We start from the raw sequence: 20,629 nt of genomic DNA, 5'->3' as shown, positions 1-20,629 counted from the left end.
CCGTGCTCCGCCGTGCCGCAGTCCTTCTGGTCACGCTGTTCACAGCCCTCACCGCCACCGCCCAGGCCCACGCGACCGGCTACCGCTACTGGTCCTTCTGGGACTTCGACGGCGGCCGCTGGACCTACGCCACCCAGGGCCCGGCCACCGCCCGGCCCTCCGACGGCGATGTCCAGGGCTTCCGCTTCTCGGTGAGCGAGGACTCGGCCGACGCGACGAAGCCGCGCGGCACGACGTCGTTCGCGGCGATCTGCGCGCGGACCCCGGCACGGGACGGCATGAAGCGCGTGGCGCTCGTCATCGACTTCGGTACGGCGGCGGACGCCCCGTCCGGCGAGCGTCCGCCGGCCGGCCGCACGGCCTGCGCGCGGATATCCGCCGACGCGACGACCGCCGACGCCCTGGCCTCGGTGGCGAAGCCGCTGCGCTACGACACCAACGCCCTGCTGTGCGCGATCGCCGGGTATCCGCGGACGGGTTGCGGGGAGCCGGTCAGCGACGGAAAGCGGCCGACGACTGCTACCAAGGAGGCGCCGAAGAACGACAGCGGTCCGACCGTCGGCCTGTTCGCCGGCGCGGGCGCGATCGCCCTGCTGGGCGCCGCAGCGGTATGGCAGGCACGGCGACGCAGGCATGGCTAGTCGCGGTCGGCCGGCGCTGCACCCGGGCGCCTGGTGGCTGTGGGCGCTGGGTCTCGGCACCGCCGCCACCCGCACCACCAACCCCCTGCTGCTCGCCCTCCTCGTCGCGACGTCCGCGTACGTCGTCGCCACGTGCCGCCAGCGCGCGCCCTGGTCCCGTTCCTACTCGGCGTTCCTGAAGCTCGCCCTCGCCGTCCTCGTCATCCGGCTCTTCTTCGCGGTGGCGCTCGGCTCCCCCATCCCCGGCACCCATGTGATCGTCACGCTCCCCGAAGTGCCCCTGCCGCACTGGGCGCAGGGCATCCGCCTGGGCGGCCGGGTCACCGCCGAGTCACTCGTCTTCGCCCTCTACGACGGCCTGAAGCTGGCCACGCTCCTCATCTGCGTCGGCGCCGCCAACGCCCTCGCCAACCCCTCCCGCCTCCTCAAGTCCCTGCCGGGCGCGCTGTACGAGGCCGGCGTCGCGATCGTCGTCGCCCTCACCTTCGCCCCGAACCTCATCGCGGACGTCCAGCGCCTGCGCGCCGCGCGCCGGCTGCGCGGCCGTCCGGACCGCGGGGTGCGCGGTCTGCTGCAGGTCGGACTGCCGGTGCTGGAGGGCGCGTTGGAGCGTTCGGTCGCCCTGGCCGCCGCGATGGACGCCCGCGGCTACGGCCGTACCGCCGAGGTCCCGCCCGCCGTACGCCGCACCACGGCCGCCCTCACGCTCGGCGGCCTGCTCGGCGTCTGCGCGGGGACGTACGGACTGCTCACCGCGGCAGGCGGCACCTACGGGCTGCCCTTGCTCCTCGCCGGACTCGCCGCCGCCCTCGCCGGACTGCGGCTCGGTGGCCGCCGCAGTCTGCGCACGCGCTACCGCCCGGACCGCTGGGACGCCCGCGCCTGGCTGGTCGCGGGCTCCGGCGGGGCGGTCGCGGCACTCCTCACGCTCGCCTCCACGTCCGACCCCGAGGCCCTGCACCCCGGCGTCGTCCCGCTCGTCGCCCCCGCCCTCCCGCTGTGGCCCGCGGCGGCCGTACTGATCGGCCTGCTGCCGTCCTTCGTCGCCCCCAAGGAGTCGTCGTGATCCGCTTCGAGGATGTCTCCGTGACCTACGACGGCGCGTCCGAACCGACCATCCAGGGCGTCGACTTCGAGGTCCCCGAGGGCGAACTCGTCCTGCTGGTCGGCCCGTCGGGCGTCGGCAAGTCCACACTGCTCGGCACGGTCAGCGGCCTGGTCCCGCACTTCACGGGCGGCACCCTGCGCGGCCGGGTCACGGTCGCGGGCCGCGACACCCGCACCCACAAGCCCCGCGAACTCGCCGACGTCGTCGGCACGGTGGGCCAGGACCCCCTCTCACACTTCGTGACGGACACGGTGGAGGACGAACTCGCCTACGGAATGGAGTCGTTGGGGCTCGCGCCCGAGGTGATGCGTCGCCGCGTCGAGGAGACTTTGGACCTCCTGGGCCTCGCCGCCCTCCGCGACCGCCCCATCGCCACCCTCTCCGGCGGCCAGCAGCAGCGCGTAGCCATCGGCTCGGTCCTCACCCCGCACCCCCAGGTCCTCGTCCTCGACGAACCGACCTCGGCCCTCGACCCGGCGGCAGCGGAAGAGGTCCTGGCCGTCCTCCAACGCCTGGTCCACGACCTCGGCACAACGGTCCTCATGGCCGAACACCGCCTCGAACGCGTCATCCAGTACGCCGACCAGGTCACCCTGATGCCGTCCCCGGGAGCCCCGCCGCGGCTCGGCAGCCCGGCCGAGATGATGGCCGTATCGCCGGTGTATCCCCCGGTGGTGGCCCTCGGCCGCCTGGCGTCCTGGTCCCCGCTGCCCCTGACGGTGCGAGACGCACGACGCCGGGCGGGCGCACTGCGCGACCAACTCGCGCAGCCTGCGGGCAGTCGTGCCGCTGGGGCGGCACCCGTCCCAAAGAGAGGCGGCACCCGGCAAGCGCCGGTAAGCGCAACGCCCCCCACCCCGGCCCCCCCCCGCCGCTGGCGACGCACCCTCCGCAAGCCCACCACCCCCTCCGCAACCCCACCCACCGTCGCCGAAACCCACTCCCTCTCCGTCCGCCGAGCCCAAGTCCAAGCCCTACGCGACGTAACCCTCAGCATCACCCCCGGCGAAACCATCGCCCTCATGGGCCGCAACGGCGCAGGCAAATCCACCCTCCTCAACACCCTCGTAGGCCTGGTCCCCCCAACAACCGGCACGGTCCTGACCACCGGCGTACCCCCACACCGCACCGCACCCCCCGACCTCGTACGCCGCGTAGGCCTCGTCCCCCAGGAACCCCGCGACCTCCTCTACGCCGACACGGTCGCAGCCGAGTGCGCCGCAGCCGACCGTGACGCGCAAGCGGAAACCGGCACCTGCCGCGCCCTGGTCACACAGCTGCTCCCCGGCATCCAGGACGACACCCACCCCCGCGACCTCTCCGAGGGCCAGCGCCTCACCCTCGCGCTCGCCGTGGTCCTGACCGCGCGCCCACCCCTGCTCCTCCTCGACGAACCGACCCGGGGCCTGGACTACGCCGCGAAGACCCGCCTGGTCACCCTGCTGCGCGACCTCGCCGCCGAGGGCCACGCGATCGTCCTCGCCACGCACGACGTGGAGCTGGCCGCCGAGCTCGCGCACCGCGTGGTCCTGCTCGCGGAGGGCGAGGTGATCGCGGACGGCCCGACGGCGGAGGTCGTCGTCTCGTCCCCGTCCTTCGCCCCGCAGGTGACGAAGATCCTCGCCCCGCAGGAGTGGCTCACGGTCGCGCAGGTACGGGAGGCACTGACATGACCCCGCACGCCACACCGACGCGCACAGCAACCCAGCCCAGGACTACGACCGCACAGGCCAGAGCCATCCGCCTCGGCCCCCGCTCCACGGCCGCCCTCGCCCTCGTGAGCGCGGTCGGCGTCGTCGCGTTCGGCTGGCCCTTCCTCGCCCCGCCCGCCTCCGAGCTGAACGCCCACGCCCAGGACGCCCCCTGGCTCTTCGCGGGACTGCTGGTGCTGCTCGTTGCCGTCGTGGCCGCGACGATCTCCGAGTCCGGGCTCGGCCCGAAGGCGGTCGCCATGCTCGGCGTGCTCGCGGCGACGGGCGCCGCCCTGCGTCCGATCGGCGCGGGCACTGCCGGGATCGAGCCGATGTTCTTCCTGATGGTGCTCAGCGGCCGGGTCCTCGGGCCGGGCTTCGGCTTCACGCTCGGCTCGCTCACCATGTTCGCGTCGGCGCTGCTGACGGGCGGGGTCGGCCCGTGGATGCCGTTCCAGATGCTGGCGATGGGCTGGTTCACAATGGGCGCGGGGCTACTGCCGGGCCCGGACCGACTGCGTGGCCGCGCCGAACTCGCCCTCCTCGCCCTCTACGGCTTCCTGGCCGCGTTCGCCTACGGCACGATCATGAACCTGGCCGGCTGGCCCTTCATGGGCGCGCTCGCCTCGGACATCGCCTTCGACCCGCACGCGGCGGTCCCCGCCAACCTGGCGCGCTTCCTCGCGTACTGCACGGCCACCTCGCTCGGCTGGGACCTGGGCCGGGCCGCCGTCACGGTCGTACTGACACTCACGCTCGGCCCGGCCGTACTCAAGGCACTACGCAGAGCCACCCGGCGGGCAGCGTTCGAGACCGCGGTCACATTCGACCCCCGTTGAACGGTGAAGCACCCCACATGACCCATGTCACTCACTAATCACCCTAGTAGTGCATACCGGACAGCATGGCCACACCAAAACAGCCTTCGACCTGCCCTTTGAGAGCCAGATCACACGAACCCCTCACCCCCCAGATGCGACCACAACTAGTAAATACGGGCATTGCAGACACGATCCCAGCCTGTTTCTCTGGACGACGTCGCACGGCGCCGACGTACCCCCAGGGTCTCGGCGCCGACGTACGCCCCCGGCTTGCGAGCGACGCCACCGTCCCCGACGAGAAGGTTCCTCGTGACTGTCTCCCGCATCGCCCACCACCTCACGAACCCGAAGAAGGCCCTCGCCTCCGCCGCCGTGGCCGCCGCCACCGCCGGCATGGTGCTGACCGCGGCTCCCGCCCACGCCGCGACCGCCGACTCCGCCACCGAGGCCCGGTCGATCGCGCACAAGATGATCCCGAGCGCCGCGCAGTACAACGCCTTCAGCAAGATCGTCGAGCACGAGAGCGGCTGGAACGTCACCGCGACGAACTCCTCCTCCGGCGCCTACGGCCTGGTCCAGGCCCTCCCCGGCTCGAAGATGGCCACCGCCGGCTCCGACTGGAAGACCAACGCCAAGACCCAGATCAAGTGGGGCCTCGACTACATGAACTCCCGCTACGGCAGCCCGACCGGCGCCTGGTCCTTCTGGCAGGCCAACGGCTGGTACTGACCTGCCCGGTCCCCCCACACGCGAAGGCGACGGCCCCCGATCCCCCGGGCCGCCGCCTTCGCCCCGTTCTCGCCCCGGGCCGCCGCCCCGCAGGAGACGTCCGTCCTACTCGAGCCGACGGTGTACACCGCGTCTCCCCGGACGGGTGGTCTACGGATGGCCCTCGCGGACCTCCAGCGCGCTGATGGCTGTCGCGGTGAGGCTGTTGGCGATGTGGTCGTGCATGAGCTGTGCGGCCTGGTCGGACCGGCCGTCCACGACGAGGTCGACCAGGCGGTGGTGTTCCTTCAGGTCGCGGGTGCGGGGCTCGTCGCCGGGCGGCAGGTCGAGTCCGAGGCGGCGGTAGCGGTCGGACTTGTCCCACAGGTCGTCGAGCATCTTGATGAGAACGTCGTTGTGGGAGGCCCTGTACAGGGTCTGGTGGAAGACCCGGTGGGCCGTGAGGGCCCCTTCGCCCCACTGGCGCGTGACAGGCAGAAGCTGGTCGACAGCGGCCCGCAGCGCGGTGATGTCGTCGTCGGTGCGGCGTGTGGCGGCCAGTGCGGCCGCGGTGGGGTCGAGCGAGAGGCGGACCTCGAACAGCTGGCGGGCCTCGTCGGCGGTCATGGTGGACACCCGGACGTCGCGGTGGGTCTCCACGGTCACCAGCCCCTCGCTGCTCAGCCGTCGGATGGCTTCGCGCAGCGGGGTGATGCTCATGTTCAGCGACGCGGCGAGGTCGTACTGAGCGAGCCGGGAACCGGCCGGGAGGCTCCCGGTGAGGATCTGGTCGCGCAGTTCCGCGTAGGCGAGATCGCTCTTGCTGAGGAACATGTTCTGGCTCGGCATTGACCCTTGACCGTTCCCTTCCCCGAGGTGCCCACCCCTTGACATCGCCTCGGGGCGCAGCCCACTCTAACAGCCCTCGCATCTTATAAGTTACGAGAAAGGCTCCCGTGAAGATCACCAACGTCTACGAGGGCGTCGTCCCGATCAGCTCCTCGATCCGCAACGCCTGGATCGACTTCTCCTCCATGGACTGCTCGATCGTCGCGATCGAGAGCGACGTCATCCGCGACGGCAAGCCGGTCGTCGGCTACGGCTTCAACTCCAACGGCCGCTACAGCGCCGGCGAGATCCTGCGCCGCCGGGTCCTTCCCCGCCTGACCGCCGCCGAGCCCGGCAGCCTCCTGAACGAGGCCGGTGAGCTGGACCCCGCGAAGGCGTGGGACGTGATGATGCGCAACGAGAAGCCCGGCGGGCACGGCGAGCGCTCGGTCGCGGTCGGCGTCGTCGACATGGCTCTCTTCGACCTCGCCTCGAAGATCGCGGGACAGCCCCTGTACCGGTACCTGTCCGAGCGCCACGGCGACGGCACGCCCGACGACTCGGTGTTCGTCTACGCCGCCGGCGGCTACTACGCCCCCGGCAAGACGCTCACCGACCTGCAGAACGAGATGCGCGCCTTCCTCGACCAGGGCTACGACGTCGTCAAGATGAAGATCGGCGGCGCCGACCTCGCCGAGGACCTACGGCGTATCGAGGCCGTCATCGAGGTCCTCGACGGCGACGGCTCCCGCCTCGCCGTCGACGTCAACGGCCGCTTCGACCTGGCCACCGCCCTGGAGTACGGGCGGGCCATCGAGCCCTACCACCTGTTCTGGTACGAGGAGATCGGCGACCCGCTCGACTACCGCCTCAACGCGACCGTCGCCGAGCACTACAGCGGGTCGATCGCCACCGGCGAGAACCTCTTCTCCCTCCAGGACGCCCGCAACCTGATCCGCTACGGCGGTATGCGCCCGGACCGCGACATCCTCCAGTTCGACCCGGCGCTGAGCTACGGCCTGACCGAATACCTGCGCATCCAGGGCATGCTGCGGCAGCACGGCTGGTCCTCGCGCCGCTGCATCCCGCACGGCGGTCACCAGTTCTCCCTGCACATCGCGGCCGCCCTCAAGCTCGGCGGCAACGAGTCCTACCCCGGCGAGTTCCAGCCCACCGGCGGCTTCGCCGACGACGCCGTCGTGGAGAAGAGCCGCGTCGGCCTCACCGACATCCCCGGTATCGGCTTCGAGGGCAAGGCCGCCTTCCACAAGGTGCTGCGCGCCCTGCACAGCTGACGCTGCCGCACCGTGACGGCGCAGCTCCATCCACGCGCCACGTACGACCCCGGGGGGCGCGAGCCGCTTCGCGTCCCCTGTGCACACCCCCCGCGGGACAGGGCCAGACACGATCGTCGTGCAAGGGAGCACCAACGATGACATCCACTACCGCCACCGACCGACCGCCCCGGTCGAGGCTGAGCCGCCTGCTGCGTGAACTGTGGTTCCAGGTCGTCCTGGCCGCCGTCCTCGGTATCGCCGTGGGACTGGTCGCGCCCGGGTTCGGCGAGGAACTCAAGCCGCTGAACGACTGGTTCGTCGCGCTGGTCAAGATGATCGTGATCCCGGTCGTCTTCTGCGTGGTCACCACCGGCATCGCCGCCATGGACAACCTGCGCAAGGCCGGCCGCATCGGCGGGAAGGCGATCGGCTACTTCCTGGTGCTGTCGCTGGTCTCCATGCTGATCGGCCTGGTGGTCGCCAACATCTTCCATCCCGGAACCGGCCTCGACGTCGACCCCTCCACGCTGCGCGCCGAGGACGTGCCGAAGGCCGCCACCGAACACGCCACCTTCACCGGCTTCGTCTCCTCGCTGATCCCCACCTCGCTGCTGGGCGCGATCACGGGCGACGCGATCCTGTCCGCGCTCATGGTCTCCATCGTCTTCGGCGTGGCCCTGAACATGGCCGGGGAGGACGGCGCCCCGCTGACCCGCGGTATCAAGGCCCTCTCCGTCGTGGTCTTCCGCATCGTCGGCTGGGTGATGCGCCTGGCGCCGCTCGGCACCTTCGGCGCGCTGGCCACCGTGGTCGCCACCTACGGCGCCGAGAGCCTCAAGCAACTCGCCTACCTGATCATCCTGTTCACCGCGACCTGCGTGGTCTACATCCTCGTCGTGCTCGGGGCCATCATGCGGGCCTGCCGCATGAGCCTGTTCGCCCTCATGCGCTTCCTCAAGGCCGAACTGCTCGTCGCGCTGAGCACCTGCTCCAGTGAGGCCGTCCTGCCGCAGCTGGTCAGGAAGCTGGAGACCCTGGGCATCGGCCGGCCGGTGGTCGGCATCGTCATCCCTTCCGGGTTCTCCTTCAACCTGGACGGGTCCGCCGTCTACCTCACCATGGCCTCGATGTTCCTGGCCCAGGCCATGGGCATCGACCTGTCCTGGCAGCAGCAGCTCGTCATGGTCGGCGTCATGATGCTCACCAGCAAGGGCACCGCGGGCATCGCCGGCGGCGCGTTCATCGTGCTGGCCAGTACCGTCACCGCGGTCGGCCACATCCCCCTGGCGGCCCTGTCGCTCATCGTGGGCGTCGACCGGATCCTCAACGAGGGCCGCGTCTTCATCAATGTCCTCGGCAACGCGGTGGCCGCCATCGTGATCGGCAGGTGGGAGAAGGACTTCGACGCCGAACAGGCCCACTCCGTGCTGCATCCGGACAAGGACAGGATGCCGCCGCCGCCCGCGGCCCTCGACACCACCAAGGTCGGCGCCGACAGCTGACCCTCACGGAGGACGCGTGCCCGCCCCGCGCGCCCACATGCGAACGCCCCCCGCCTCCGTGGTGGACTGGGGTGCACCGCGTCCCTACTGCTCACCGGAGAGGCCATGGCCGAACAGAGCACCGGCACACAGGTGGGCGGCCCCGACCGGGAGGCGCGCGGAGTGCGGCTGGTGGCGGTGCTGTTGGGGCTCACCGTCGTCAGTGGGCTGATCGATGCGGTGAGTTATCTGGGGCTCGGGCATGTGTTCACGGCCAACATGACCGGGAACGTGGTGGTGCTGGGGTTCGCCGCGGCCGGGGCTCCCGGCTTCTCCGTGCCGCATACGGCGACCTCGCTGGCCTGCTTCCTGCTGGGTGCGGTGGCCGGTGGTCGGGTGGGGCGGTGGCGGGGTGAGGGGTCGCGTCGGACCTGGGCGCGGCTCGTGCTCGCCGCGGAGGCGGTGCTGGTCGGCGGGTCCGCCGTCGTCGCCTTCGCCGCCCCGCACGCCACGGCCTCCGTCTACGCCCTGATCGCCCTGACCGCCTTCGCGATGGGCCTGCGCAACGCCACCGTCCGCAGGCTCGGCGTCGCCGACCTGACGACGACGGTCCTGACGATGACGTTGACCGGCCTCGCCGCCGACTCCCGCGCGGGCGGCGGCTCCGGTCACCGTTCGCCCCGCCGCTCGGCCTCCGTCGTCGCCATGGCGGCCGGGGCCTGGCTGGGCGCGTGGCTGGTGATCCACCACGGGCTGGGCCCGCCCCTGCTGGTCGCAGCGTGCGCCACGGGGGTGCTCGCGCTGGTCGCGTCGGGGCGTGAGTAGCGGGCTGCCCGCCTCTACGGGCGGGCGTCAGCCCGGGTCCGCCGGGATGCGGTGGTCCGGGCGGCCGTCCTTGGCCAGGATCGAGTGGTCCTCGGCCACCGCGCGGTAGAGCCGGATGCCGGTGTCGCCCCGCACGTCGTCCACGGTCCACACCCGCCCGCCGTGCTGCAGCGAGCGGCGCGAGAACACCTCCAGCGCGCGCTCGGCGGCGTCCGGGGACTTCACCTCCTCGGCGACGGCGGACATGTAGACGCCCTGGCCGGTGCCGATGGGCGCCGACGAGTCGAAGACGCAGATCCCCACCTCCGGCCGTACGGCGATGTTGCGCGAGTGCCGCACCTCCGGGGAGGAGACCCACACGAACTCCCGGCAGTCCACATGCGCGAAGTAGACCGGCGAACTCCACGGCCGCCCCTCCGCGTCGGCGGTGGCGAGCACCATGTACAGGCCGGCATCGACGATGCCGCGCACGATCTCGTCGGGCTTCAAGGTCAGCGCCTCCTGCGGTAGGTGAGGACGAAGTCCTGTTCGTACGGGGCCGTTTCGTCCGCCGCCGTCTCCCAGGCACCGCGGATCGTGTCACCGTCCGCGCTGAGATGCCCGACGTAACGCTGGCGGAAGTGCAGCGGCGAGAAGTCCGGCTTCTCGCGCAGGAGTTGCCATACGCCGTCGTCGAACGTCATGGCGTACAGCCGTACGACGCCGCGTGAGTCGTAGTAGTGCTGCGTGTAGCCGCCGGTCTCCGGGTCCACGGCGATGATCGTCATGGCGTCCGGCGCGGGGTTCGGCGCCTGCGCCCGTTGCACCAGGAACTGCCCGTCCAGGCTCCACTCGAAGACGCTCCGCCCGGGCGGCACCTCCAGTCCGTCGAACTCGGCCTCCACGACCCACTCCCCGACCAGAACATTCAGCCGGTCGAGCGCTGCCTGCCGTTCCGTCGCGTCCACCGCGACCACCTCCCTCTCCCAGGGCAGACATCACCGGCACCCGAAACTCATCGCTCCGCCGTCGTCAGCCGCGCCGTGCGCAGGCCCTTCTCGCCGGGGTGCCGGGTCCGGTTGCCAACGGTCTCCCCCGCCTGCCCCTCGGGCCCGCCGATCTCGAACCCCAGGCTCCGCAGAAACCCCAGCCCCGGCTCCCAGCCCCCGGGACAGGTCGCCACCACGGTCCGCATCCCCCGCCCGGCCGCCTCCTCGATCAGCCGCCGCGCGACCCCGGCACCGACCCCCTGCCGCCGGGCCTCGGGGGCGACGAGAAACACCCCGACCGAGCAACTCCCCACATCGGGCCACCGGTCCACGACATCGACCAGCCCTACGACGTCGTCCGCACCCCGGCACAGCACGAGCAGCCTCTTCTGGTCGGGGGCCGCGCCCTCGGGCAGCGCGTAGTACAGACTCTGCACGTCCGCCGGGAGCGCCGGCACCCCGGTCGCCGCGACGAAGTAGTCCTCACAGGCCGCGAACAACCGCGCCACGCCCGCCTCGTCCTCCGGCCGCAACTCCCGCACTTCGATCTCGTCCATGCCTCAGAAGTATCCCGAGTTCACGGGACGCGCACCCTACGGCTTGACTACGCTGAGCTATCGACCGAACACAACACGTCCTGGAGTAGGCCTTGGTCCACATCGCCGCCCTCGACCCGGGCGCCTCGCCCCTCGACTACTACGGCTACGAACTGCGCCGCCACCGCGAAGCAGCCGGCCTGACCCAGAAACAGCTCGGCGACATCGTCAACTACACAGGTTCGCTGGTGGGCTTGGTCGAAACGGCACGCAGAGTACCGACAGTCGAGTTCAGCGAAAGGGTGGACGCTGCGCTGGGCACCGACGGGGCGTTGTCGCGGCTCCTTGAGCTTGTGATGCGCAGTCAACTCCCGAACTGGTTCCAGCAAGTGGCGGAGCTGCAGTCGCGGGCGGTGGAGATCTGCTCGTTCGAGATCCACATGGTTCACGGACTCCTCCAGACCCTCGACTACGCCCGTGCCGTGCTCGGCGTGCTGGATCAGGGCAACCTCGACGACCGCACCGCCGTGCGGCTGGCCCGGCAGAGCATCTTCGAGAAGGAGGAGCCGCCGGTCTTCTGGGCGATCCTCAGCGAGGCGGCCCTGCAACAGGAGGTCGGCAGCCGGGAGACCATGCGCGGCCAACTGGCCCAGCTGTCGAGTCACGAGCACAATCCTCGGATCAACGTGCAGATCCTGCCGTTCTCAGCAGGAGCGCACGCAGGACTGACGGGCTCGTTCGACCTCTATCGCTTCGCGAGCGAGCCGAGCATCGTCTACACCGAGGGATACGGGAGCGCGCATCCCACCGCGAATCCGGAGACCGTCAAGGACTGCTCGCTCCGTTACGATCATCTCCAAGCCGCCGCGCTGTCCATCAAGGAGTCGGCGGAGCTGATCCGGCGCGTGATGGAGGAACGCTATGGAGAACCAAGCGACTCAGTGGCGTAAGTCCAGCTACAGCAGCGATCAGGGCGGCAACTGCCTGGAGATCGCCGAACTGCCAGCGGCAACCGTGGCCGTACGAGACAGCAAAAACCCCGAAGGCCCCCGACTCACCTTCAAGCCGAGGGCCTTCGTCGAGTTCCTGGAGTGGACTACAGCCGCTGAATGATCGTCCCGGTGGCCAACCCCCCGCCGGCGCACATCGTCACCAGCGCGAACTCCTTGTCGCTGCGCTCCAGTTCATGCAGGGCGGTCGTGATGAGGCGTGCTCCCGTCGCCCCCACGGGGTGTCCGAGCGCGATCCCCCCGCCGTTGACGTTCACCTTCGACAGGTCCTGCTCGAAGACCTGCGCCCAGCTCAACACCACTGACGCGAACGCCTCGTTGATCTCCACGATGTCGATGTCCTTCAGGGACATCCCGGCCTTGCCCAGCACCGCGCGCGTCGCGTCGATCGGGCCGTCGAGGTGGTAGTGCGGGTCGGCCCCGACGAGCGCCTGCGCCACGATGCGCGCCCGCGGCCGTAGCTTCAGGGCACGGGCCATCCGCTTCGACGCCCACATGATGGCGGAGGCGCCGTCGCTGATCTGCGAGGAGTTCCCGGCGGTGTGGACCGCCGTGGGCATGACCGGCTTCAGGCCCGCCAGTGCCTCCATCGACGTGTCGCGCAACCCCTCGTCGCGGTCGACGAGGCGCCACATGCCCTGTCCGGCGCGCTGCTCGTCCTCGGTGGTGGGGACCTGGACGGCGAAGGTCTCGCGCTTGAAGCGCTCCTCCGACCAGGCCACCGCCGCCCGTTCCTGGGAGATCAGGCCGAGGGAGTCGACGTTCTCCCGGGTCAGACCGCGATGGCGGGCGATCCGCTCCGCCGCCTCGAACTGGTTGGGCAGATCGACGTTCCACTCGTCCGGGAACGGCTTGCCGGGCCCGTGCTTGGACCCCGATCCCAGCGGCACCCGCGACATCGCCTCGACGCCGCAGCTGATGCCGACGTCGATGACGCCCGCCGCGATCATGTTGGCCGTCATGTGCGAGGCCTGCTGCGAGGAGCCGCACTGGCAGTCGACCGTCGTCGCCGCGGTCTCGTACGGCAGCCCCATGGTGAGCCAAGCCGTGCGCGCGGGGTTCATGGACTGCTCGCCGGCGTGGGTCACGGTGCCGCCGACGATCTGTTCGACCGCGTCGGCGGGGATGCCGGTGCGCCCGAGGAGTTCACGGTAGGTCTCGCCCAGGAGATAGGCGGGGTGCAGATTGGCGAGCGCTCCACCGCGCTTGCCGATGGGGGTGCGTACGGCTTCGACGATCACGGGTTCGGCGGCCATGGTGGGGGAATCCTCTCCTCCGGTACCCGCGCGGCGCGGGGGCGTCCCGGCCGGCCCCGCCACGCTGAACTAGTACGTGTTCTAGTTCTGCATGCAGTCTGCTGACCCGGCGTGCACAACCGCAAGGGTCGTGCACGCAATTCGGCTTGCCGTACCTATTGCCTCTTGTAGAACCCGTTACTACCTTCACGGCAAACCTGATGGGCCGTCAGAACAGCTGGGAGTCGCCCATGCCCTGTCCAGCTCTCCCCGACGGGTTCGACCTCACCGACCCCGACCTGCTGCACCACCGTGTGCCCCTGCCGGAGTTCGCCGAGCTGCGGCGCGCCGAACCGGTCCGCTGGATCCCGCAGTCGGGCAATGTCGCCGGCTTCCAGGACGAGGGGTACTGGGCCGTCACCCGGCACGCGGACGTCAAGTACGTCTCCACCCACCCGGAGTTGTTCTCGTCCTGGCAGAACACGGCGATCATCCGCTTCAACGAGCACATCGAGCGCGACGCCATCGACATGCAGCGGCTGATCCTGCTCAACATGGATCCGCCGGAGCACACCCGGGTGCGCCAGATCGTGCAGCGCGTCTTCACCCCGCGCGCCATCCGGGCGCTGGAGGACCGGCTGCGCGAGCGCGCCCGCGCCATCGCGCAGAACGCCCTCGCCCAGGACGGCACCTTCGACTTCGTCACCGAGGTCGCCTGCGAACTGCCCCTGCAGGCCATCGCCGAGCTCATCGGCATCCCGCAGGACGACCGGGCCAAGATCTTCGACTGGTCCAACAAGATGATCGCGTACGACGACCCCGAGTACGCCATCACCGAGGAGGTCGGCGCCGAGTCGGCCACCGAACTCATCGCCTACGCCATGAACATGGCCGCCGACCGCAAGCAGTGCCCGGCCAAGGACATCGTGACGACGCTGGTGGCGGCGGAGGACGAAGGGAACCTGAACTCCGACGAGTTCGGCTTCTTCGTGCTGATGCTGTCGGTGGCGGGCAACGAGACGACCCGGAACGCCATCACCCACGGCATGCACGCCTTCCTCACCCACCCCGACCAGTGGGACCTCTACAAGCGGGAACGTCCGCAGACCGCGGCCGAGGAGATCGTGCGCTGGGCGACCCCCGTCAACGCCTTCCAGCGCACCGCCACCCAGGACCTCGAACTCGGCGGCAAGCAGATCAAGAAGGGCGACCGCGTCGGCATCTTCTACGCCGCCGCCAACCACGACCCCGAGGTCTTCACCGACCCCGACACCTTCGACATCCTCCGCGACCCCAACCCCCACCTCGGCTTCGGCGGCGGAGGCCCGCACTACTGCCTCGGCAAGTCGCTGGCCGTCCTGGAGATCGACCTGATCTTCAACGCCGTCGCCGACGCCCTGCCCGGTCTCACCCTGACCGGTGACCCCGACCGCCTGCGCTCCTCGTGGATCAACGGCGTCAAGCACCTACCCGTACAGGCCGGTTGACGAACTCGGGTCGGCGGCATCCCGGAGCCGCCGGCCCGTCGACGCTTCCGCGGTCCCCGAGGGAGGCGGGAGCCTCTCCCCTACGCCCCGCTCCTGCCTCCCCCGAGGGCCGCGGTGTCCTCGTCCTCGTTCCGGCCGCGCGCCGCGGGCCCGGACCGCGCCACCAGATGCCGTACGACATGCTCGGCGTCCCGGCCGACGCCCTGGATCATCGACGAGGCGACCGCGTACTGGAAGAGGCGGCCGACGAAGTACAGGCCGGGCGAGCAGTCCACCACGCCGCGGCGCTGGGCCGGTTCGCCGTCCTCGTCGAAGACGTGCGCGTCCGGCAGGTCGATCCAGGAGATGTCCGGCCGGTAGCCCGTGCACCACACGACGTTGGCGACGTCCGGCGTGCTGCCGTCGGCGAGCACCGGGCGGCCCTCGCGCACACCGGTCGTGCGTGCCACGCGCTCCACACCGGCCGCCTTCAGGTCGGCGGACTTCACCCGGATCAGCGGGGCGCTGTGCGCGAGCACCTTGGGGCGGACCTTGCGGCCGATCGGGGTGCGGACGGTCAGCACGTGGCGGAAGAGGAAGAAGAGCGCCGGGACCAGGACATGGGCGGGGCGGCGCTCGATGTGCCAGGGGAGCTGCCCCGGGTGCGGGCCCGAGAGCAACACCCGGTGGCTGCGGGCGAGTTCGAGCGCGATGTCGGCGCCGGAGTTCCCGGCACCGACGACCAGGACCGGGCCGTCCTGCAGCTCGCCGGGGTTGTGGTAGTCGGCCGAGTGCAACTGGCGGATGTGCGGGGCCAGTTGACCGGCGTAGGCGGGGGTTTTCGGCAGGCGGTCGTGGCCCGCCGCGACCACGACGTTGTCCGCCTCGTAGCGCAGGTCGCCGTCCGTCTCGACGAGGTAGCGGCCGCCTTCGCCATCGTACGACACCCTGCGCACCGCGGTCCGGGTCCGCACGGGCAGCTCCGCCCAGGCCGCGTACGCCTGGAGGTAGTCGGCGAACTCGTCGCGGGTGGGGAAGGACCAGGCGGGGCCGGGATACGGCAGTCCCGGCAGGCCGTCGAACCTCGCCGGGCTGAACAGCCGCAGCGAGTCCCAGCGCTGCCGCCAGGCGTCGCCGACGCGCTCGCCCGCGTCCAGGATCACGAACGGCCGTCCCCTGCGGGCCAGGTGGTAGCCGGTCGCCAGGCCGGCCTGTCCGCCGCCGATGACAACGGTCTCGATGTGCTCGGTGCTCATGACAGCTCCTTGAGGGTGTGGCTGCGGTCGGGAGGTGTCCGGCGGTGGCCGGCGCGGTCGGCCTCGTAGATCTCCAGCGCCTGCCGCAGCAGCCGCTCGGCCTCGGTGTACTCGCCGAGCAGTCGCAGCAGCGTGCCGAGGTCCGCGGCACTGTCGGCGAGCCGGAGCCGCGCCGCGCGTATCTGGGCTCGCAGGCTCTGCGGGGTGCCTTGCGGGGTGCTCCGCGGGGTACTCCGCGGGGTGCCTTGCGGGGTCTCGTCGTCGGACACAGCTCGATGCTCGCGCCCGGGCGGGCGCGGGCGCATCGACAGGAATGCCCAACCGTGCAGGTGGCGGCATGGGTGGTTCTACGCAGCCGGCGGCTGGGTGGTTCTACGCGGACGGGTCCCGCTCCACGAGCCCGTGCTCGAACGCGTACGCCGCGGCCGCCGTGCGGGACGTCACCCCGAGCTTGCCGAAGATGTTGCTGAGGTGACGGGCGACGGTCTTCTCGCTGAGGAACAGCTCCGCGGCGATGGCGTGGTTGCTGCTGCCGCGGGCCAGGAGTCGTACGACCTCCAGCTCGCGGGGGGAGAGCGGCGAGCGGTCCTCGCCGCCGGTCAGGCGCCGGACGCGGGCCGCGTCGGGACCGGCGCCGAGCCGCTCGAAGACCTGCCGGGCCGCGTCCAGCTCCAGTCCCGCCGACGCCTCGTCGCCGAGCGCCCGGCAGGCCAGACCCACCAACACCCCGACCCGCGCCGCCTCGTACGGCACGTCCAGCTCCCGCCACAGCCGCCCGGCCTCCCGCAGCGGCGGCAGCGCCTGCTGCGCGGCCCCTTCGGCCAGCCGTACGTCACCGGCGGCCTGCCCGGCCGTCGCGCGCAGGGCCGCCGCACCGTGGCCACGGGCGATCGCCCGCAGTTCGTCGACGGCGGGCGCCGCCTCGCGCGGGCCGTCCGCGCCGCCCGCCAGCAGGATCTCCACCGCCGCCGGCAGCAGCCGGGCCCGGCGCATCGGCTCCGCCGTCTCTGCCAGGGCCCGGCGGATCGCCGCCGTCGCCTCCTCGCGGCGGCCGCGGGCCAGCCAGAGCAGCGCGAGGCCCGGTTGGGCGTCCCAGCCGTGGTGCAGGGTGTCGCGGTAGGCCTGTTCGGCGTCGGCGAACTCGCCGCGCAGTCGGTGCAGTTCGGCCAGCTGGTAGAAGGCGCCGCCCGCCGCGCCCTCGCCGTAGCCGCCGGTCAGCTGGGCGCAGGCGAGACGTGCCTCGCGGACCGCGTCCGGCCAGGCGCCGCCGAGCTGGAGCAGGGCGACCCGGTGCACCCGGCACAGTCCGCGGTAAGCGCCGGTGAAGTCGGGCTGGGCGGCACACCACTCGGCCAGGGCATCGCTCCACTCCTGGGCGCGGCGCAGTTCCTGCAGCTCCTGGCAGATGCCGATGACGGCGCAGTAGATCATCCCGGTACAGCGCGCGGACACCGTGCCCCCGGCCACGGCCACCATCGCGTCGTCGAGGTCGGCGAGGCCGGCGGCGATGTCGCCGTTGCTGACGAGCGCGAGGCCGCGGAGCATCGTCGTACCGGCCGCGAGGTCGGGGTCCGTGCCGGGGTGCGCCGCCTCGGGCAGCCGCCGTACCGCCTCCAGCATCTGCGGGAACTCGCCCGCGCGGAAGTGCAGTTCGGCCTCCAGGAGCACCAGATACGCGCACTCCGCGCAGCCGGGCTCCGTCTCCGCCAGGCGCCGCGCGCGGGCCAGCCAGGCCCCCGACTGGGCGAACTCACCGCCCCACGCCAGCGCCTTGCACAGCCAGTACGCACAGCGCAGCGCCCGTCCCACGGCCCCAGCCTCCGCGTGCGCGGTGTACGCCCGACGCAACAGGGTGACCGCGTCGCCGCAGCGCCCCACCATGTCCGCGGCCTCGGCCAGCAACTCCAGGTCACCGATCCCCAGCGGCCGCTCGACATCAGCCGCCCCCAGCACCTCGCACGCCTCACCCCACGCCTGGACACGCACAGCCTCCCGCCCCCGCTCCACGCACGCGTCCCAGTCCATACCGCCTCCCCCCACATTCCACCCCAAACGGGGCGACGCTGTCAGCCGGGAAACGGTTCCTCCGCGGACCGCAGCTCCGGGCCCTGCCCAGTCCGCCGCCGCACCGCCCCCACCACGGCAAACCTCACCCGCGCTCCCTGCCACAGACCAGCCCGGCGACGACTCCCCCGCCGACACCCGCTCCTCGCACACCGCCGTCGCCGCGGGAGACCAGGCCCGCAACCCTGAAACAGGTCAGCCCGGAGACGGATCCTTCACCACCACCGATTCCTCGCGCACCGCCATCGCAGACCGAAGCTCGCCCGCAACCCCGTAACACGGACGCGAAACCGATCCCGCGCACCGACGCCGTGAGCCCGGCGACGACTCCCCCGCCGCCACCGACTCCACGCGCGCGCCGCCACCGCGGCGAACCCGGCCTGCGGCCCCCCCCAGAACACGTACGCCAGACCGAGCCCCCACCTGCGACGGCCGCACCGCCCACCGCGCCCAGCATCCGCCGACCGCCCGCCACCACAATCGCCGAGACCGCGCACCGACGCCGTTACTCCGGCTACCGCTCCTTCGCCCCCACCGACGCCGCACGCACCCCCGACACCGCGGCGAAGCCCCTGGTGCAGGTCAGCTCGGTGACGGTTGCCGCTCCGGTGCCGGCTCCTTGTGCGCCGCCGTTGTCGTGGTCGACCTCGCTCGTGGCCCCTGGAACAGATACGCGAGACCGAAGCCCGCGCCCACGACGGCCGCGCCGCCCGCCGCGTCCAGGACCCAGTGGTTGCCCGTGGCCACGATGGCCGAGACCGTGAAGAAGGGGTGGAGGAGGCCTAGGGTCTTCATCCACCACCTTGGGGCGATGACAGCGATCACCACGCCGCACCACAGCGCCCAGCCGAAGTGCAGGGACGGCATCGCCGCGTACTGGTTGGTCAGGGCCGTCAGGGTGCCGTAGTCCGGCTTGGAGAAGTCCTGGACGCCGTGGACGGTGTCGATGATGCCGAGGCCGGGGAGCAGGCGCGGTGGGGCCAGGGGGTAGAGCCAGAAGCCGACCAGGGCCAGCAGGGTGGCGAAGCCGAGGGACGAGCGGGCCCAGCGGTAGTCGACCGGGCGGCGCCAGTACAGGACGGCGAGGACGCTCAGCGGGACGACGAAGTGGAACGACTCGTAGTAGAAGTCGAAGAAGGAGCGCAGCCAGTCGACCTTGACCACCGCGTGGTTGACCCAGTGCTCGATGTCGATGTGCATGAACCGCTCGATGTCGAGGATCTCGTGGCCGTGGTGCTCGGCCCGCGCCCGCCCGGCCGAGTTGGAGCCGCCCGTCGCCGCGAGCCTGACCTTCTGGTAGGCGGCGTAGGTGACGCGGATCAGCAGCAGTTCAAGGAGCAGGTTGGGGCGTGTGAGGACCCGGCGCAGCACCGGCAGCAGCGGGACGTGCCGCAGCCGGGCCGGCACGGGCTCGGCGTACTCGGTCGGGACCGGTGACTGGTAGTGCGGCGAGGTGCGCGACAGGAACGGCACGAGCGTCGCCGCGGCGAGGGCGGCGAGCAGGACGACGTTGTCCCGCAGGGTGTACACCGCCGACATGTTCGGCAGGATCATCTTCGCGGGCAACGTCATCACCAGGACAACCGCCACCGGCCACACATACCGGTCGGAGGCCCGCCTGCCGACCCGCCCGACGACCGCGAGCAGCACCCACAGCAGCTGGTGCTGCCAGGTGGTCGGGGAGACGGCGACGGCCGCGCAGCCGGTGATGGCGACGGCGAGGAGCAGCTGTCCGTCGCGCGCGTAGCGCACGGCGCGGCGTACGCCGAGGACGGCGACCGCGACGCCGAGCGTGAAGAAGAGGGCGATCTCCAGCGGCCCGGTCAGGCCCAGCCGCAGCAGCGCGCCGTGCAGGGACTCGTTGGCGAGGTCGTCGGCCGGGCCGCCGAGACCGGTGCCCGCCATGTGGTGCACCCAGTACGTGTACGAGTCGTGCGGCATCGCGGCCCAGGCGAGCGCGGTCGACGCGACGAACGTGACCCCGGCGGACACGGCGGCCCGGCGCCGCCCGGTGAACCACAGCAGCGGCGCGAAGAGCAGCACGGTCGGCTGCAAGGCGGCGGCGAGCCCGATCAGGAGGCCGCTCGTACGCTCCCCGCGCACGATGAAGCAGCCGACGAGCACCAGCAGCACCGGCAGGATGCTGATCTGGCCGAGCCAGAGCGCGTTGCGGACCGGCAGCGACAGCAACAGCAGGCTGACCGCGACCGGCGCGGCCAGCAGCGAGGTCCGCCTGCTCACCGGCTGCGGCAGGGCGCGGGCCGCGACCAGGCCGAGCGCGACGACCAGCAGCAGCGTGCCGAAGGTCCAGCCCCAGCCGAGGGCCTGCTCGGCGGCGCGGGTGAGGGGTTTGAGGACGAGTCCGGCGAAGGGTGTGCCGGTGAACTGCGTGGAGTCGTACAGCGAGCCCTTCACATGCAGGACGCCGTTCGGGCCGACCCAGGTCTCCAGGTCGGTCAGCCGCTCGCCTCTGGGCGTGCTCAGCACGACGGCCACCTGGCGCACGACGAGGACCGCCGCGACCAGCCACAGGCCCAGGCGCGCCGCTCTCAGACGCCCCCTGGCCCCGCCGACAGCCGTCGCTCCGAAGGCTTTCGCCGGTCGCCCGCTGTGCTCCACGTTCGCCACGCCCCGTAGGCCTCCCGCCCCGCCGTTCTGAGTACCCCCCGAGAGAGACGCAGGCTACCCCTGCTTCACCTGTCGTCCGTTCTCCT

The 20,629-nt window shown here is 71.5% G+C and carries 20 protein-coding genes; 11 read left to right on the top strand and 9 right to left on the bottom strand.

Annotated features, from left to right (window positions below):
- Positions 1 to 2: 2 nt before the first annotated feature.
- From MQN93_RS09800 to MQN93_RS09780, 5 genes are all read left to right on the top strand, one after another.
- Positions 3 to 641, top strand: a complete 639-nt coding sequence (locus MQN93_RS09800) for an SCO2322 family protein (RefSeq protein WP_242709140.1) — start codon at positions 3 to 5, stop codon at positions 639 to 641.
- Positions 634 to 1,707, top strand: coding sequence for an energy-coupling factor transporter transmembrane component T (locus tag MQN93_RS09795; protein ID WP_242709139.1), 1,074 nt, complete (start codon positions 634 to 636; stop codon positions 1,705 to 1,707). Before MQN93_RS09800 ends, MQN93_RS09795 begins: the two co-directional genes overlap by 8 nt.
- On the top strand, positions 1,704 to 3,422 hold the full coding sequence (locus MQN93_RS09790; protein WP_242709138.1) for an ABC transporter ATP-binding protein: 1,719 nt from the start codon (positions 1,704 to 1,706) through the stop codon (positions 3,420 to 3,422). The genes MQN93_RS09795 and MQN93_RS09790 overlap by 4 nt, the downstream gene beginning before the upstream one ends.
- On the top strand, positions 3,419 to 4,279 hold the full coding sequence (locus tag MQN93_RS09785; protein WP_242709137.1) for an ECF transporter S component: 861 nt from the start codon (positions 3,419 to 3,421) through the stop codon (positions 4,277 to 4,279). Before MQN93_RS09790 ends, MQN93_RS09785 begins: the two co-directional genes overlap by 4 nt.
- Positions 4,280 to 4,570: 291 nt before the next feature.
- The gene (locus MQN93_RS09780) at positions 4,571 to 4,990 is read left to right on the top strand and encodes an aggregation-promoting factor C-terminal-like domain-containing protein (RefSeq protein ID WP_016435544.1); all 420 of its coding nucleotides are present in this window, start codon (positions 4,571 to 4,573) and stop codon (positions 4,988 to 4,990) included.
- Between the two features lie 150 nt (positions 4,991 to 5,140).
- Here the strand turns inward: MQN93_RS09780 and MQN93_RS09775 are convergent, their stop codons facing one another.
- Positions 5,141 to 5,818 carry a GntR family transcriptional regulator gene (locus MQN93_RS09775; protein WP_242709136.1) on the bottom strand — a complete coding sequence of 226 codons (678 nt, stop codon included), beginning with the start codon at positions 5,816 to 5,818 and terminating at the stop codon, positions 5,141 to 5,143.
- A gap of 107 nt (positions 5,819 to 5,925) precedes the next feature.
- Here MQN93_RS09775 and MQN93_RS44190 point away from each other — a divergent pair, with 107 nt between their 5' ends.
- The 3 genes from MQN93_RS44190 to MQN93_RS09760 all read left to right on the top strand — a co-directional run bounded on the left by MQN93_RS44190 (position 5,926) and on the right by MQN93_RS09760 (position 9,380).
- Positions 5,926 to 7,092 carry a mandelate racemase/muconate lactonizing enzyme family protein gene (locus MQN93_RS44190; protein WP_242709135.1) on the top strand — a complete coding sequence of 389 codons (1,167 nt, stop codon included), beginning with the start codon at positions 5,926 to 5,928 and terminating at the stop codon, positions 7,090 to 7,092.
- Between the two features lie 137 nt (positions 7,093 to 7,229).
- Positions 7,230 to 8,576: a cation:dicarboxylate symporter family transporter gene (locus MQN93_RS09765; RefSeq protein WP_242709134.1), complete on the top strand. Its 1,347-nt coding sequence runs from the start codon at positions 7,230 to 7,232 to the stop codon at positions 8,574 to 8,576.
- 105 nt (positions 8,577 to 8,681) lie between these two features.
- Positions 8,682 to 9,380: a YoaK family protein gene (locus MQN93_RS09760; protein WP_242709133.1), complete on the top strand. Its 699-nt coding sequence runs from the start codon at positions 8,682 to 8,684 to the stop codon at positions 9,378 to 9,380.
- Between the two features lie 27 nt (positions 9,381 to 9,407).
- Here the strand turns inward: MQN93_RS09760 and MQN93_RS09755 are convergent, their stop codons facing one another.
- Genes MQN93_RS09755 through MQN93_RS09745 form a run of 3 tightly spaced genes read right to left on the bottom strand, consistent with a single transcriptional unit; the run spans position 9,408 to position 10,905 of the window.
- On the bottom strand, positions 9,408 to 9,869 hold the full coding sequence (locus tag MQN93_RS09755) for a pyridoxamine 5'-phosphate oxidase family protein (protein WP_242709132.1): 462 nt from the start codon (positions 9,867 to 9,869) through the stop codon (positions 9,408 to 9,410).
- A 2-nt stretch (positions 9,870 to 9,871) separates the two neighbouring features.
- A complete protein-coding gene (locus MQN93_RS09750) occupies positions 9,872 to 10,327 on the bottom strand; it encodes a hypothetical protein (RefSeq protein WP_242709131.1) in 456 nt (151 codons plus the stop codon).
- Positions 10,328 to 10,374: 47 nt separating this feature from the next.
- Positions 10,375 to 10,905 (bottom strand): GNAT family N-acetyltransferase, encoded by a 531-nt coding sequence (locus MQN93_RS09745; protein ID WP_242709130.1) that lies wholly within the window; start codon positions 10,903 to 10,905, stop codon positions 10,375 to 10,377.
- Between the two features lie 92 nt (positions 10,906 to 10,997).
- Between MQN93_RS09745 and MQN93_RS09740 the strand changes: the two genes are divergently transcribed.
- Both MQN93_RS09740 and MQN93_RS09735 read left to right on the top strand, forming a co-directional pair.
- Entirely contained in the window at positions 10,998 to 11,834 is an 837-nt protein-coding gene (locus tag MQN93_RS09740; RefSeq protein ID WP_242709129.1) for a helix-turn-helix domain-containing protein, read from the top strand.
- Positions 11,806 to 11,997: a DUF397 domain-containing protein gene (locus tag MQN93_RS09735; RefSeq protein ID WP_242709128.1), complete on the top strand. Its 192-nt coding sequence runs from the start codon at positions 11,806 to 11,808 to the stop codon at positions 11,995 to 11,997. The genes MQN93_RS09740 and MQN93_RS09735 overlap by 29 nt, the downstream gene beginning before the upstream one ends.
- Here MQN93_RS09735 and MQN93_RS09730 read toward each other — a convergent pair.
- The gene (locus MQN93_RS09730) at positions 11,981 to 13,150 is read right to left on the bottom strand and encodes a steroid 3-ketoacyl-CoA thiolase (protein WP_016435536.1); all 1,170 of its coding nucleotides are present in this window, start codon (positions 13,148 to 13,150) and stop codon (positions 11,981 to 11,983) included. The genes MQN93_RS09735 and MQN93_RS09730 overlap by 17 nt on opposite strands.
- A 230-nt stretch (positions 13,151 to 13,380) precedes the next feature.
- Here MQN93_RS09730 and MQN93_RS09725 point away from each other — a divergent pair, with 230 nt between their 5' ends.
- Positions 13,381 to 14,616 carry a cytochrome P450 gene (locus MQN93_RS09725; protein WP_242709127.1) on the top strand — a complete coding sequence of 412 codons (1,236 nt, stop codon included), beginning with the start codon at positions 13,381 to 13,383 and terminating at the stop codon, positions 14,614 to 14,616.
- A gap of 80 nt (positions 14,617 to 14,696) precedes the next feature.
- Here the strand turns inward: MQN93_RS09725 and MQN93_RS09720 are convergent, their stop codons facing one another.
- The 4 genes from MQN93_RS09720 to MQN93_RS09705 all read right to left on the bottom strand — a co-directional run bounded on the left by MQN93_RS09720 (position 14,697) and on the right by MQN93_RS09705 (position 20,543).
- Entirely contained in the window at positions 14,697 to 15,851 is a 1,155-nt protein-coding gene (locus MQN93_RS09720) for a flavin-containing monooxygenase (protein WP_242709126.1), read from the bottom strand.
- On the bottom strand, positions 15,848 to 16,120 hold the full coding sequence (locus MQN93_RS09715; protein ID WP_242709125.1) for a tetratricopeptide repeat protein: 273 nt from the start codon (positions 16,118 to 16,120) through the stop codon (positions 15,848 to 15,850). The genes MQN93_RS09720 and MQN93_RS09715 overlap by 4 nt, the downstream gene beginning before the upstream one ends.
- Positions 16,121 to 16,223: 103 nt before the next feature.
- Complete coding sequence (locus tag MQN93_RS09710) at positions 16,224 to 17,876, bottom strand: helix-turn-helix transcriptional regulator (protein WP_242709124.1); 1,653 nt, start codon at positions 17,874 to 17,876, stop codon at positions 16,224 to 16,226.
- A gap of 621 nt (positions 17,877 to 18,497) precedes the next feature.
- Positions 18,498 to 20,543: a bifunctional glycosyltransferase 87/phosphatase PAP2 family protein gene (locus MQN93_RS09705; protein WP_242709123.1), complete on the bottom strand. Its 2,046-nt coding sequence runs from the start codon at positions 20,541 to 20,543 to the stop codon at positions 18,498 to 18,500.
- Positions 20,544 to 20,629: the final 86 nt, after the last annotated feature.

The sequence above is a fragment of the Streptomyces spinosisporus genome, from assembly GCF_022698145.1.
Classification (GTDB): Bacteria; Actinomycetota; Actinomycetes; order Streptomycetales; family Streptomycetaceae; genus Streptomyces; species Streptomyces spinosisporus.
Note: the sequence above shows the minus strand (reverse complement) of the source record. Positions and strands in the feature narration are given on the sequence as shown.

Excerpts from the sequence above, each read along its gene's own strand:
- MQN93_RS09795 (WP_242709139.1), top strand. The coding sequence starts at position 634 with ATGGCTAGTCGCGGTCGGCCGGCGCTGCACCCGGGCGCCTGGTGGCTG.
- MQN93_RS09785 (WP_242709137.1), top strand. The coding sequence starts at position 3,419 with ATGACCCCGCACGCCACACCGACGCGCACAGCAACCCAGCCCAGGACT.
- MQN93_RS09775 (WP_242709136.1), bottom strand. The coding sequence starts at position 5,818 with ATGCCGAGCCAGAACATGTTCCTCAGCAAGAGCGATCTCGCCTACGCG.
- MQN93_RS09765 (WP_242709134.1), top strand. The coding sequence starts at position 7,230 with ATGACATCCACTACCGCCACCGACCGACCGCCCCGGTCGAGGCTGAGC.
- MQN93_RS09760 (WP_242709133.1), top strand. The coding sequence starts at position 8,682 with ATGGCCGAACAGAGCACCGGCACACAGGTGGGCGGCCCCGACCGGGAG.
- MQN93_RS09745 (WP_242709130.1), bottom strand. The coding sequence starts at position 10,905 with ATGGACGAGATCGAAGTGCGGGAGTTGCGGCCGGAGGACGAGGCGGGC.
- MQN93_RS09735 (WP_242709128.1), top strand. The coding sequence starts at position 11,806 with ATGGAGAACCAAGCGACTCAGTGGCGTAAGTCCAGCTACAGCAGCGAT.
- MQN93_RS09730 (WP_016435536.1), bottom strand. The coding sequence starts at position 13,150 with ATGGCCGCCGAACCCGTGATCGTCGAAGCCGTACGCACCCCCATCGGC.
- MQN93_RS09725 (WP_242709127.1), top strand. The coding sequence starts at position 13,381 with ATGCCCTGTCCAGCTCTCCCCGACGGGTTCGACCTCACCGACCCCGAC.
- MQN93_RS09720 (WP_242709126.1), bottom strand. The coding sequence starts at position 15,851 with ATGAGCACCGAGCACATCGAGACCGTTGTCATCGGCGGCGGACAGGCC.
- MQN93_RS09710 (WP_242709124.1), bottom strand. The coding sequence starts at position 17,876 with ATGGACTGGGACGCGTGCGTGGAGCGGGGGCGGGAGGCTGTGCGTGTC.